Origin of the sequence: Dietzia sp. JS16-p6b, assembly GCF_003052165.1 — a bacterium.
GTDB lineage: Bacteria > Actinomycetota > Actinomycetes > Mycobacteriales > Mycobacteriaceae > Dietzia.
Genome location: NZ_CP024869.1, coordinates 303,144 through 316,807, shown reverse-complemented (window position 1 = coordinate 316,807; position 13,664 = coordinate 303,144). Strand labels below are relative to the sequence as shown.

Here is a 13,664-nt window from a genome sequence, read left to right as displayed (position 1 = left end):
CGGTGTGACGGGTGAGGACTCGCTGAGCGGAGCCCGATTCGTCGGCTATCCGGTCGTGATCACCACGCGAAGGCGTTCATCACGGGCAGGATCTGCGCCGAACGGGCGGCGATCAGGTCGTCGTTCCAATAGCCCCAGCCGTGGATGCCGGTGGTGCGGTAGTCGAACGTGGCCTGGTTCGGACGGGCGTTGAGGGTGTTCTGGAACGCGATGGTCGATCCGCGCGACAGGCCCTCGAGGATGATGCCGTTGAACGTGTTGAACACGGCCTGCAGGCTGGAGGGCTGGTCGTACTGCCCGGGGATGGCGGACCCCGCGGTGATGTACATCGGGATGTCGCGCAGCTTGTCCGCGTTGAGCAGCGGGTCGTTCTGACCCCAGCGCGGCGAGCCCGGCAGGCCCCACATCGCGAACGGGTCACACTTGCACTGGTCGAACATCGCCAGCGGGATCATGGTGTACATGCCCGGTGCGGTGGGGTTCATGTAACCGGAGAACACCGAGACCTGCTTGAACTGGTTGCGGTGCTTGGCCGCGAGCATCGCGGCGGCGGACCCGCCCATGGAGAGCCCGGCGATGGCGTTGTTGTCCGTGCGCACACCGAAGTGGGCGTTCAGGTACCCGGGCAGCTCGCGGGTCAGGAAGGTCTCGTACTTGTACTCGAGCAGGTTTCCGCCCAGGTTGATGGGCCGATCCCAGTCGGAGTAGAAGGAGACCTGGCCGCCGACCGGCATGACCAGGGTGATGTTGTCCTGGAGGAAGATGCGCTGCGCCTGGGCGTCGCGGGTCCACGCGTTCCAGTCGTCCCGCGCACGCAGACCGTCGAGGAGGTACAGGCCGGCGTTGCCGCCGAAGCGGGCGGGCTGGACCTGGACCTTGATGTGGCGGTTCATCGCCGGCGACCAGACCTCGCAGAGCTGGACCCACGAGGCGACCGGATCCCAGCTACAGCCGGGGCGCAGCCAGTTGCGGAACCCGACCGGGTTCTCGTCCCCGGCGGCCGGCCGGATCGCGGGGGCGGCGTTGGGGGCATCGCCCGATCCGGCCGATCCTGCTGATCCGGCGGAACCGAGGCTGGCCGACGAGCCCTGCTCGGTGGCCTGGGCGCCGGCGAGGGCGGGGGCGCCGACGACGAGGCCTGCAGCCGTCGCCAGGGCGGTGAGCCCGGCGGCGAACTTGCGCCGGAGGGTGGTCTGGGACATTCGTGGGTTCCTTTGTTCGTTCCTGGTGCCCTCAGGTCTCCCGGGGCATCGGTGACGTCCATCGGACCGGCCCCACCAGGGGAGGACCGGAACTGCGACATCGTAACTGTCGCTCAATCTGGGACAGGTGTTACAGGTCGGGGACCTGATCGATCCCCTACTGTTATCGATTCGAGACAACAGCTGGGGCCACACTACCGAGTGCCCTGGTACTTCTCCACTTTCTCAGGCATCGGCAACCCGCACCTCTGCACCTCGTACGCAGGGATTCTGTTGATGCGGTACTCGGCGAATGAGAATGCATTAACCAGGTTGGACCAGCGCTTCTCCAGCGTCAAGGGCCCGGTATAGGAGTCGATCAGGGCCTGGGTGGCAGGACACGTGAGTGCCACCTCCGCCTGGTTGACCCAGTTCACGTCGATCCACCGCGGGAAGTTGACGGGATCCTCGATCACCCCGGTGCGCGCGAGCACCCAGTCGTACGGCAGGAACTTGTCGTGCCCGATCCGGCCGTCCTCCATTCGGTCCGTGTGCGCGGCCAGGGGGGAGGCCAACCCCACCGTGTCGTAGACGTCCACGTCGAGCGGGAGGTTCATGCTCGTCATGCCCAGGTTGAGGAACACCACCGTCTTGAGTGGGTCGTCCGGCAGTTCGAAGGGCTCCAGGCCGGGCATCGGGCGGTCGTAGGCCACCACGTCCCACCGGTCCTGGAAGCCCGGAACCGGGAGGAAGACCGCCCCCGTCCGGTTGGTCGAGACGTCCCGCACCAGGGCCCGCATCCGCGGGAAGTCGAGGTAGTCGTCGGCCAGCAGCGGATGTCGGTGGCCGGTGCGCTGGATGTAGTACTGCCGCTCGTCGACGATCCCCGCGGCGGTGATGGTCTCCGGCTCGTCCCGGAACGGGTCCTGGACCACCTCGACGGTCACCGCCCACCCGACGACGACGAGCCAGGCACCGGCGACCACCGGGACCGCCACCCGCCGCACCCGGGCGTCGTCCTCACCGCGGGCGGGCCCCACGGGCAGAGGCACCACCGCGACGGGCAGGAGGAACAGGAACAGTGAGGGCAGCAGTACCCGGCCGTGCATGAAGTCCCCGCCGACCCGGGTGACGTAGGCCAGCATGATCACGGCCACCACGAGGAACGCGATCGTGACGACCGGGGTCGAGCGGACCCGGGCCCGCAGGCGGTCCAGACCGGTCACCTCGTCGCCGGCCCCCGTCCCGTCACCCCGCGCGGGGGCCGCCGAACCATGAGCGGGGCCCGACCGGTGCACGGCCCACAGCGAGACCAGCCCGGCGGCCAGCACCATCGCCAACGGCAGCAGCAGCACGTACGGCGACAGCAGGTCCCACAGGTACTGTGCGCCCTTGTCCCATTTGGACCCGCCCGCGTCCTTGGCGACGGCCGTCAGGGGGTAGGGCAGCGCGTAGTACGACATGCGCCAGACCTGGTAGACGATCGGGACCGTTCCGGCGAGGACGACCAACCAGCCCAGATGTCTCCACGACTGCTGCGACGCGGCCAGCAGCACCAGGAACACCACCGCGGCGAGCGCCAGCTCCGGGCGCACCAGTGGACCGAGCCCGGCGACGAACGCGATCACGGCCGTGCCCGCCGCGGGGAGGCCGAACCGGTACTCGCGGTGCGGCGCGCGGGCCCACCGCTGCAGCCCGAGCCACATGACGCCGATCCAGCAGATCACCAGCCCCGTCTCCAGGCCCGAGCTGGCGAAGTCGCGGGCGGGCGGCAGCATGATGTAGACCACGACGCCCAGCGGCAACAGCAGCATCGGACCACCGGCGGGGGCGCGCCTGGTCCCCCGGTACATCACCCGGGTGCCGAGCATCGCGCACGCCACCGCCAGCATGCTCAGCGTCAGCGCCAGACCCAGAGCGACCAGTTCGAGCCGGTAGCCGACCACCTCGTGGGTGAGATAGACGAGATAGGTCCACAGGGTGGAGGTGTTGGACTCGACCCGCTCCCCCGCGTTGAAGACGGGGCCGTTGCCGGCGATGAGGTTGCGGACCGTGCGCAGGACGATCAGGCCGTCGTCGGCGATCCACCGGCGCTGCCAGGCGCCGGCGAAGAACACCGCCACCACCACCGCGAGGCCGCCCCAGAAGACCGCCGGCTCGGCCGGGACACGCCCGGCCGACGGCCGCCCTGCCGACTCTCCCGGTGTCACCTGCGACATCGCCCACCCATCCCTGTCAGGCGAGGGACGGTACGAGGTAGACGCCGATCACCACGGTGAGGACCCAGATCGCGGCGAGTATCTGCAGGACGCGGTCGCCGAGGGCGATGTCCTCGGGCTCGCCGGCCTGGGCGGCGTCGACGTCCACGGCGTAGCGCAGCACCGCGATGGTGAACGGCACGATCGAGATCTGCAACCACACGGCCGAGCCGGACGGCTGCGTGGGGTCGGAACCCCGGTCGTAGGCCCAGAGGGCGTAACAGAGCACGAGCACCGTCGCCGACAGTGTCCAGACGAACCGCAGGTAGGTCGGCGTGTAGCTCTCCAGCGCCTTACGGATCTTGGCGCCGGTCTTGAGGTGCAGGTTCAGTTCGGCATACCGCTTCCCGGCCGCCATGAACAGGGAGCCGAACGCCATGACCAGCAGGAACCACTGGGAGATCTCGACCTCGGCGGCCGCACCGCCCGCCACCGCGCGGAGCAGGAAGCCGGAGGAGACGAACGCGATGTCGAGCACCGGCTGGTGCTTGAGCCCGAAGCAGTACATGAGCTGCAGGACGATGTACACGGCCACGACGATCGCCAGCGCCGGGTGCGCGAACAGCACCGAGATGACGAGCGACGCCACGATGAGCGCCACCGCCATCCCGTATGCCAGCCCGACCGGGAGCACACCGGCGGCGATGGGACGGAAACGCTTGGTGGGGTGGGCGCGGTCCGCCTCGACGTCCATCGCGTCGTTGATCAGGTAGACGCTGGAGGCCGCCATGCAGAACGCCACGAAGGCGACGAAGACCGAGAACAGGACGGAGGTGTCCGTGAGCGTCTGCGTGCCGGCCGCCGCGGGCGCCGCGACCACGAGGACGTTCTTGACCCACTGCCGCGGCCTGAGCGCCTTGACCATACCGTCCAGCAGGTTCTTGGGCGGCGAGCCCTTGGCCTCCTCCTCGGCCTCGGCGAGATCGATCTCGTTGGCGGTGTGCGGCTCCGCCCCGAGGAGATGGTGATCGCCCCCGCCCCGGGTGGCCGGGACTCCGGTCTGATCGGTCATCGATTCTCCTCGGGGGTCGGGATGGGGCTCGGTCCGGGCACGCCGTCACGAAGCGCGGCCGGCAACAGCTTCTGGACGCGGCCCGTGGGCCAGACCGCGCGTGTGAGCGCGGCGCAGCCCGCTCCGACCGCGGCGCCGGCGACCACATCCGAAGGGTAGTGGACGCCCAGGACGAGCCTGGACGCCAGCATCACGGGAACGAGTGCGGGTGCCACCGGCGCGCCGCTCACCCCCCCGGCCAGCAGGGCGAACGCGGTGGTCGAGGTGGCGTGGGAGGACGGGAAGCTCAGCGAGGAGGGGGTACCCACCCCCACCGCGACCGTGGGGTGGTCCGGTCGTCGCCTCCGGACGACACGCTTGACGACGACGGACGTGGCATGCGCACCGAAGCTGCCCACACCGACCATCGCCCACCGGCCCCGCCGGGCCGGATCGACCGCCATGCCGACCGCGGCGATCGCCATCCAGCCCAGAGCGTGCTCGCCCACGTGCGAGAGCGTCACGGCGGCCTCGCGCGACCCCGGCACCGCCAGGAGCCGACGCTGGATCCCGGCCAGCACCCGGATCTCGCCGGTCGGCACGGGGATCTCCACGGTGGGGCCAGCGCCGGAGTCCCCGGGGCCGGAGCGGACGGGGCCGGCGTGGTCGGGGCCCGGCCCGGGTGCGGTCTCAGGCGTCGAAGACACGACTCCAGGCCTCCTTGGTGACGAGTTGGGTGTGCGCCTCACGGTAACGGCGCCGCATCTCCGGGAACCGGCGGAACAGTTCCCGGTGCACGGCCACCGACTCGGCGAACAGGGATCCGGCCTGCTCGCGGTCGCGCTTGCGGTAGACCACCCCGCGCCCGTCGGCGGTGGTGACGGTGGCGCCGTCGACACGGCTGAGCGAGTACCAACGCGCCTCCACCGGCGGGAAGTTGGCCTGCGGCACCTCGTGATGCCTCTTGTCGTCCCGGCTGAGGGTGTGCGCGAGCCCCTTCGCCAGGGCGACCGCCTTGCGGACCGGGCCCCGGGGCTCGGAGTGGATCCCGGCCGGGCCGCCGGACGGGGCGGGCAGGTCCACGGCCGAGGGGATGACGACGGCGTCGGGGAAGCGCGCGCGCATCGCCCTCACCTTGGGCAGCGCCGTCGGCAACAACTCGTACAGCGCCTCCGGTCCGCGGAGGAAGTCGCGGATGGCCTCGATCTGGATGGCCACCGTCGAGTACTCGAGGCACACCAGGTGCTTGACCAGCGCCTTGAGGCTCGACTGCATGATGCCCTTGTGATCGCCGTCGTGGTACAGCGACGCCACCACCAACCGGTTACGCAGATGGAAGTAGGCCTGCCAGTCGATCGCGTCGTCCTTGTCGGACCACGCCATGTGCCAGATCGCCACGCCCGGCATCGACACCGTGGGGTGGCCGGCGCGGCGCGCCCGCAGGCCGTACTCCGCGTCGTCCCACTTGATGAACAGCGGCAGGGGCTGACCGATCTTCTCCGCGACCACCCGGGGGATGAGGCACATCCACCAGCCGTTGTAGTCCACGTCGATGCGGCGGTGCAGCTCCTTGGGATTGTCCCGGTCGGTGAGGGGATACCGCGAGAAGTCGTAGTCGTAGTCCGCGTGGGGAGCGGCGGTCCACATGAAGTCGTGCGCCCCCACCACCTCGCCCATGGTGTGGAGGTGACTGCGCTCCTGGAGGTTGAGCATCTGTCCGCCGACCAGCATGGGCACGCGCGAGAACCGGGCGAACGCCAGGGCCCGCAGGATCGAGTCGGGCTCGATCTCGATGTCGTCGTCCATGTACAGGATGTACGGCGAGTCGGTGAGCCGCCGGGCCTCGTACATGATGCGGCTGTACCCGCCCGAGCCGCCCAGGTTGGGCTGGTCGAAGATCCGCAGGCGGTCGCCCAGGTCCTCGGCGGCCTCGGCGAACCCGGGTTCGTCGCGCACCTTCTTCCCGCCCTGATCGGGCATGAGCACCGCGTCGAGGACCGCGTCGACCTCGGGGTCGGAGGTGAGCGCCCGCAGCGCGGCGACCGCGTCCCCGGGACGGTTGAACGTGGGGATGCCGACGGTCACCCGGCGGTCGTTAGGAACCTGCACCGACGGGTCCGGGGTGCCGTCCGGGCCCGCGTCCGCGCGGGTCGCCGGCGCGTCCGCGGTCGAGTACCACCCGCCCGCCAGCAGCTCGACGTCCGTGTCGGAGGTGAGGTCGAACCAGATCCACCCGCCGTCCTCGAACGGGCCCAGGTCGCACACGAACTCGACGGTGGTGACCCGGTCCGCGCCCGCCTCACCCGGCTCGCCCACGACGTCCCCGGTGATCGCGATGCGCGACCCGTCGATCTTGGACCGGTAGAGGTCCACGCGACCGGCCCCGCGGATCGTCAGCCGCAGGACCACCTCACCGAGGATCGTCCAGCGACGCCAGTACGCCGCCGCGAACGCGTTGAAGTAGGTGGCGAAGGAGACCTCGGAGTCCGCGCCGACGCTGAGGGTGGTCCGACCGGCGGAGTGCGCACGGCGGGCGTTGGTGGGGGCCTCGGCGAGGTAGAGCGATCTCACGTCCAGCGGCTCACCCGCCCTGGGCAGGATGACCCGCTGCAGGCATTCCCGGCCGAGCGGGTCCGCGAGCCCGGCGACCGACCGCTCGACCTCGTCGACCAGTTCGTGGTGGCCGTGGTGGTGCATATGGATGTGTCCCCGTCCCTAGTCGAAAGCCGGGTCGATCGTACCCGGCGGGGCGTGGCGATCCCTCCCACCACGCGGATCCTGCGACCCACCCGGGGTGGCGCGCCCTCTAGTCTCGAGTCATGCACCTCACCTCCACAGCCCGGCCCCGTCCGACCGTCCGCACCGCCCTGGCGGTCCTCGCCCTGTCGGTGCCACTGGCACTCGCCGGCTGCGGCGCCGACGACTCCCCGGCCGAGGATGCGACGGCAACCGGTACGGCGACCGCAACGGGACAGTCCGACGCCTCCGGGCGGGGCACCTCCGACGCGACCGAGTGCCCTCCCGCCGAGGGCACCGACGAGCGCGTCACCTCGTTCGATTCCGCCCCGCCGATGTGTCTGACCCCGGGTGTCGACTACTCGGCGGTCATCACGACCGACGCCGGCGTGGTGACGGTGGACCTGCTCGAGGACAAGGCCCCGGAGACCGTGAACAACTTCGTCTTCCTGGCCCGCCACAAGTACTACGAGGGCATCACCTTCCACCGGGTGATCCCCGGATTCATGATCCAGGGCGGCGACCCGCAGGGCACCGGCAGCGGCGGCCCGGGCTACCAGTTCGCCGACGAGCTGCCCGCGGCGGGCGAGTACGAGATCGGGTCGATGGCCATGGCCAACGCCGGCCCGGACACCAACGGATCCCAGTTCTTCATCGTCACGGGAGACTCCGGGGTCTCCCTGCCGCCTGACTACAGCCTCTTCGGCACCGTCACCGACGGAATGGACACCGTCACGGCGATCGAGGACGACGGCAGCCCGCAGGGCGCCCCCCGCACGGTGCACACGATCGAGTCGGTCGAGATCGTCGAGAGCTGAGGCGGGCCGGGGCCGGGCGGGGTCCAGAGCGCGCGTGACCGCCCTCCGGGGTACGCCGCCCGCTCGCCACTCGCCACCCGCCACCCGTCCGCCTTACGCGGGCCCTTTGGTCCTATCCGCACGCGCACCCCGACGGAAACCGGGCATAGCGGACGCGCACCCCGGTGGGGGCAGCGCCCTCATCGGGTCAGTAACCGCTCGACCCGCCGCCGCCGGAGAACGAGGCGTTGGAGTAGCTCGTGTTGGTGGAACTCGCCGCCTGGGCCGCCTGCACGTCGTGGGCGTGCCAGCTCGAGACCACGTAGAACGGCACGAAGCCGTTGTAGCCGTAGCCCGCGCGCCAGTCCCGGTCGTACAGTCTCGGCGCGTGGCGGTCGCCTGCATCGTCCGCCACCTCGACATCCGCCATCTCCCGGGCTTGGATGGCCTCGACCACGAGCCGGTAGTCCACCACCAGTCGCGCGTAGCGATCCATGAAGTCGGGCGCCTGCGTGTCCCGCGAGAGCTCGTCCGCGCGCGCGTCGAGGGCCTTGGCCTCGGCGGCCAGACGCTCGTCCTTCGTCCCCAACGCGGCGGCGAGCATGTCCTCGTGGAGCTCACCGAGCTGGCGGCGGCGCACGTCCGCGTCACCCTGCTCCATGCGGAAGAGCTGGTCGATGTTCTTCTCCGCCGTCTCCATCTGATCGACCGTGGTGTGCGCGGTCTCGATGTCGTCGGCCTTCTCGCGGAACTCCGCGTCGGTCGACTCCGGCCGCAGGTCACCGATCCGGCCCATGACGGTGTCCAGCGCCAGGAAGCGGTCCCGCACATCCGCCCACTGGGACCGCAGTTCGTCGTCGGCCAGCGGGGAGGTGAGCGAGTTGGCGCGGATGTCCAGCCCGGTCAGTTCGCCCGCGACCCGCCCGTACTCGCGGGAGACCCGGTCGTAGCGCTCCCTCGCCGTCGCCGCCTTCTTCTTGCGGCTCGCCGCGACGCCCGCACCGATCGCGCCGGCGCCCACGACCCCCGCGCCGCCGAGGGCCCACGGCAGCCAGGACGGCATGCCCTCGGACTCCGGGGCCAGGACCGTGGGATCGGCCGCCGCCTGCGCGCCCGCGAGCAGGCCCACCGCATGGTTGTCCCGGCGCATCGGGTCCTTCATCGCCTCCAGCGAGCCGTCGAGGTGCCGGCCCTCGAAGATGTCCAGCGCCGCGCAGACGTCGTCACCGCAGTAGATGCCGACCTTCCGAGAGTCGATGTCGTTGGCCACGATCAGCGTTCCGGGCGCCCACTTCTCCCGGTCCTGCGACACCAGATCCGGCCGCTCGGCCTGGGCGAAGCGCTCGGCGGTGTCGTTGAGGTTGTCGTTGCCGTCGTCGAAGACCAGGTACTCCACGCGCTGCACCTGCGGCGGGAACGCGATGCGCTCGGTCTCGACGCGGAGCAGGTCCTGGTCCCCGGGCGAGAGCACGCCGGCCTGATCCGTGATGCCGACGTCGATAGCCCGGGCCGGGGCGTCCGCGGGCGCCTGGGCCGGGGCAGGCGCAGGGGCGGGTGCCTGGGCTCCGGCGGGCGCGAGCGGGAGCAGCATCAGCAGCAGGGCGGCGACGCCGGACAGCACCACGAGCAGGAGTCGGAGAGGGCGGGACACCGAGCTGGTCATGCGTTCACTCTAGGCGCGACCTCGAACCGTTTGCGACCCTCGAACGGACCCGCGCTCCCGCCGCGGCCCTCGCCGCCGCCCCCGCCGCGGTCCTCGCCGCGGTCCTCGCCGAGTGGTCACAAATGCCCTCTCTCCGACCGCCCGCTCCTGGGACAACGTGAGCGGATGTGACCAGTCGACGAGCGGCGGGCGCGGACGAGCGGCGAGCGGCCGGGACGGCCGGGGCTCAGTCGGAGAGCGCGGTCCCGTCCCGCAGGTGCGGGGCGAGGGTGTTGTCGAACATCGTCAGCGCCGAGGCGATGGCCATGTGCATGTCCAGGTACTGGTACGTGCCCAGGCGTCCGCCGAACAGGACCTTGTTCGCCGCGGTCTCGGCCTTGGCCCGCTCGCGGTAGGCGGCGAGCTTCACGCGGTCGGTGGACTCGTTGATCGGATAGTACGGCTCGTCGGAGCGCTCGGCGAAGCGGCTGTACTCGCGCATGATGACGGTCTTGTCCGTGGGGTAGTTCGTGCGCTCGGGGTGGAAGTGACGGAACTCGTGGATGCGGGTGTAGTCGTACTCCGCGTCGTTGTAGTTCATCACCGGGGTGCCCTGGAAGTCGCCGGTGGGCAGGACCTCGGTCTCGAAGTCCAGGGTGCGCCACCCGAGCTCGCCGTCGGCGTAGTCGAAGTACCGGTCGAGCGGGCCGGTGTAGACCACGGGCGCGTCCGGGCTCGCCGCGCGAACGGCCTCGCGGACGTCGAACCAGTCGGTGTCCAGAACCACGTCGATCTTCTCGTCGGCGGCCATGTTCTCCAGCCACGCGGTGTACCCGTCGACGGGCAGGCCCTCGTAGGTGTCGTTGAAGTAGCGGTTGTCGAACGTGTAGCGCACGGGCAGGCGGGTGATGTTGCCGGCGGGCAGGTTCTTGGGGTCGGTCTGCCACTGCTTGGCGGTGTAGTCCTTGATGAACGCCTCGTAGAGCGGCCGCCCGATCAGCGAGATGGCCTTCTCCTCGAAATTGGTCGCGTCCTCGGCCGAGAACTCCGCGGCCTGCTCGGCGATGAGCTTCCGCGCCTCGTCGGGCGAGTAGTAGCGACCGAAGAACTGGTTGATCAGGCCCAGGCCCATGGGGAACTGGTACGCCGTGCCCTTGTGCATCGCGAACACGCGGTGCTGGTACCCGGTGAAGTCGGTGAAACGGTTGACGTACTCCCACACCCGCTCGTTGGAGGTGTGGAACAGGTGCGCCCCGTACTTGTGGATCTCGATGCCGGTCTCCGGCTCGGCCTCGGAGTAGGCGTTGCCGCCGATGTGGTGACGCCGGTCGAGCACCAGCACGCGCGCGCCGAGCTCGGCCGCGGCCCGCTCGGCGACCGTCAGACCGAAGAAACCGGACCCCACCACGATGAGGTCATAGGTCCCCCACTGCCGATCGCCTGCCATCACTTCGAGCCTTCCCGTAGTCCGTCGCCGGGTCGCTGAGCCTGAACAGGCGCTGCGCCCGGCGTGTCCACGCGCCGGTCGGCGCGGGTCCGGGTCCAAGGGTATCGGGCGGGCGGGGAGAGGGGCCCGGTGCCACACCAGGTGACGACGACGACGAGGTCCCCACCCGTGCGCGGTGCCGCTGCTCAGTCCGCGCGTCGGGCGGCCGCGTCGTCGTACACCGGTTCGAAACTACACCGCTGTGACCCCAAAATTCACTTCCGTAGCACTTGGTTTCACGCGTTTCTTAGCTACCATTGACCACGTTCGTCACATTCGTCCCAGTGGTCGCAGCGCTCGCGGCCGCCGGGAAGAAGTGTTCCGCAGCGGGATCCGCGAGACACAGACCTGATCTGGAGAAGCCCTTGAGAACACGACGCCGCCCCCTGAACGTCAGCGGTCGACGCAGGACCCTCGCCCTCGCGGTGGCGGTCGCGGCGTCCGTCGTCACGCCCCTCGCCGTGTACGGGGCGGACCACCTGGTCGAGTCCGGAGACGACATCGCCGCCACCGCGGGCACCGCCGTCCCCACCGGGACGGCCGAGGTCTCCCTGTCCGACGCACCCGCCGCGGCGGGTGTGGACACCGACATCGCGGTGGGCTCCGCCCCGGTCAAGGAGGTCACCTCCGAGACCCCGTTCTCGATGGTCGGCGTCACGTGGAAGGGCTACAACCCGCAGGCCGTCGCGGCCCTGCGTGCCAAGAACCCGGACGGCTCGTGGGGCCCCTGGTACGAGGCGGAGTCCGTCGACGACGAGGGTGAGAGCACCACCGGCAGCGGCGGCACCGAGCCGGTCTTCCTCGGGGTCGACACCACCACGGTCCAGATCAAGGTCTCCGGCGTCGACATCGCGGACACCTCGCTGGCCGACGCGCCGCAGAGCACCGAGTCGGACGCCGCCGAGACCGCCGACACCGAGGACGCTGCCGACACCAAGGACGCCGTGGACGCCGAGACCCGGAGCTCAGAGATCGAGGCGGCCCCGACCCAGGACGACATCGCGGCAACCCGGTCGGCCGAACCCGCCCCGCCGCGGCCCGCCACCGACACCTCACCGCCGGTCCCGACGCGCTACGCGGACATCAAGCCGGTCGCGGAATCCAGCGACCTGACGGCGGACTCGGTCACCGCGGTGCTGATCTCCCCCGACGACACCCCGACCCCCGAACCCGACTCGTACGGGGACATCGCCGCCCAGGGCGGAACCGGCGCGAGCGGCGACATCGCGGCCAGGCAGCCGGCGATCATCAGCCGCGCCGGCTGGGGGGCCGACGAGTCCATCCGCTGCCGCAACGCCACCTACGACAACAGCCTCGCCGCCGCCGTGGTCCACCACACCGCGGGCAGCAACGACTACTCCCGCGAGGGCTCGGCCGGGGTGGTGCGGGGCATCTACACCTACCACGCGCGCAACCTCGGCTGGTGCGACGTCGGCTACAACGTCCTGGTCGACAAGTACGGGCAGGCCTTCGAGGGACGCCACGGCGGGCTCAACCGCAACGTCCAGGGCGCTCACGCGGGCGGCTTCAACGGCAACACCTGGGGCATCTCCATGATGGGCGACTACTCCACCGTGGTCCCGCCCGACGCCACCGTGCGCAAGATGGGCGAGATCATCGGCTGGCGCCTGTCGGTCGCCGGGGTCGACCCCAAGGGTTCCGACACCCACTACTCCGAGGGCACCTCGTACACCAGGTATCCGGCGGGTGCCGCGGTCCGACTGCCCAACATCTTCGCCCACCGCGACGTCGGCAACACCTCGTGCCCCGGCAACGCCGGTTACGCCAAGATGGGCCAGATCCGCGACATCGCGGCCGCCTACGCCCGGAGCGGAGGCGGAACCCCCGCGCCCACCAACCCCACTCCCCCGGTCACCAACCCGGGTACCACCCCCCGGCCCGGTACCGGTGGGACGACGATTCCCGGCGTCACGCAGGGTAGCGTCCAGGACGCGGTGACCTCGGCGCTCCGGACCGTGCTGTCCGGTGGTCGCCTGGACGCCGCCGAACTGACGCGCCTCCTCACCGGCGGCAAGACCCTGGCCGACATCCCGTTCGACGCCGGCTCGGTGCAGGCCGCGGTCGGCGGGGACCTGGGCTCCGTCAGCACTCTCCTCGGCGGCGACTTCGCCCGGCTCGCCTCGCAGTTCGCCGGCCCGCTCGGACAGGTCCTCTCCGGCATCCAGAGGTTCGGCAACGTCTCGCTGGTGAAGCACGAGCACGGGGCGCTCTACTCCTCCCCCGAGACGGGCACCCACCCGGTGTGGGGCGTGATCGGCGACGCCTGGGCCTCCCAGGGCTTCGAGCACGGACCGCTCGGCCTGCCGGTGTCGAGTGAGGCCGGACGCGACGACGGCACCGTCGCCCAGCGCTTCGAGGGCGGCACGCTGGTCTTCGACCCGGCGACCAAGGAACTCACGGTCGAGCCGAACCCCTGATCCCCGGCCGACGCCGAGCGTCGGCCGACCAGACTCGCGGACCGGGTCCCACCAGGTGTGCCCGCCGCCCGGCGTCAACGGGGCGGCGGGCACACCGGGGAAGTGGCGGGGACCGGTCCGCGCAGACGATTCACG

At 70.6% G+C, this 13,664-nt stretch carries 9 protein-coding genes; 2 read left to right on the top strand and 7 right to left on the bottom strand.

Annotation, left to right across the window (positions count from 1 at the left end):
• Window positions 1-59: 59 nt before the first annotated feature.
• The 5 genes from CT688_RS01440 to CT688_RS01420 all read right to left on the bottom strand — a co-directional run bounded on the left by CT688_RS01440 (window position 60) and on the right by CT688_RS01420 (window position 7,127).
• On the bottom strand, window positions 60-1,202 hold the full coding sequence (locus tag CT688_RS01440) for an alpha/beta hydrolase family protein (RefSeq protein WP_107755463.1): 1,143 nt from the start codon (window positions 1,200-1,202) through the stop codon (window positions 60-62).
• Between the two features lie 194 nt (window positions 1,203-1,396).
• Window positions 1,397-3,400: a flagellar motor control protein ZomB gene (zomB, locus tag CT688_RS01435; RefSeq protein WP_107755462.1), complete on the bottom strand. Its 2,004-nt coding sequence runs from the start codon at window positions 3,398-3,400 to the stop codon at window positions 1,397-1,399.
• A gap of 16 nt (window positions 3,401-3,416) precedes the next feature.
• On the bottom strand, window positions 3,417-4,451 hold the full coding sequence (locus CT688_RS01430) for a decaprenyl-phosphate phosphoribosyltransferase (protein WP_107755461.1): 1,035 nt from the start codon (window positions 4,449-4,451) through the stop codon (window positions 3,417-3,419).
• The gene (locus tag CT688_RS01425; protein ID WP_370446321.1) at window positions 4,448-5,137 is read right to left on the bottom strand and encodes a phosphatase PAP2 family protein; all 690 of its coding nucleotides are present in this window, start codon (window positions 5,135-5,137) and stop codon (window positions 4,448-4,450) included. The genes CT688_RS01430 and CT688_RS01425 overlap by 4 nt, the downstream gene beginning before the upstream one ends.
• Window positions 5,121-7,127, bottom strand: a complete 2,007-nt coding sequence (locus tag CT688_RS01420) for a glycosyltransferase (RefSeq protein WP_107755460.1) — start codon at window positions 7,125-7,127, stop codon at window positions 5,121-5,123. The genes CT688_RS01425 and CT688_RS01420 overlap by 17 nt, the downstream gene beginning before the upstream one ends.
• A gap of 122 nt (window positions 7,128-7,249) precedes the next feature.
• Between CT688_RS01420 and CT688_RS01415 the strand changes: the two genes are divergently transcribed.
• Window positions 7,250-7,984, top strand: coding sequence for a peptidylprolyl isomerase (locus CT688_RS01415; protein ID WP_107755459.1), 735 nt, complete (start codon window positions 7,250-7,252; stop codon window positions 7,982-7,984).
• Window positions 7,985-8,171: 187 nt separating this feature from the next.
• On the opposite strand, the gene CT688_RS01410 is transcribed toward CT688_RS01415, so the two are convergent.
• Together CT688_RS01410 and glf are read right to left on the bottom strand one after the other, a co-directional pair.
• A complete protein-coding gene (locus tag CT688_RS01410; protein ID WP_107755458.1) occupies window positions 8,172-9,626 on the bottom strand; it encodes a DUF5129 domain-containing protein in 1,455 nt (484 codons plus the stop codon).
• 226 nt (window positions 9,627-9,852) lie between these two features.
• Complete coding sequence (glf, locus tag CT688_RS01405) at window positions 9,853-11,052, bottom strand: UDP-galactopyranose mutase (RefSeq protein WP_107755457.1); 1,200 nt, start codon at window positions 11,050-11,052, stop codon at window positions 9,853-9,855.
• A 404-nt stretch (window positions 11,053-11,456) separates the two neighbouring features.
• Here glf and CT688_RS01400 point away from each other — a divergent pair, with 404 nt between their 5' ends.
• Window positions 11,457-13,529, top strand: a complete 2,073-nt coding sequence (locus tag CT688_RS01400; RefSeq protein ID WP_231750452.1) for an N-acetylmuramoyl-L-alanine amidase — start codon at window positions 11,457-11,459, stop codon at window positions 13,527-13,529.
• Window positions 13,530-13,664: the final 135 nt, after the last annotated feature.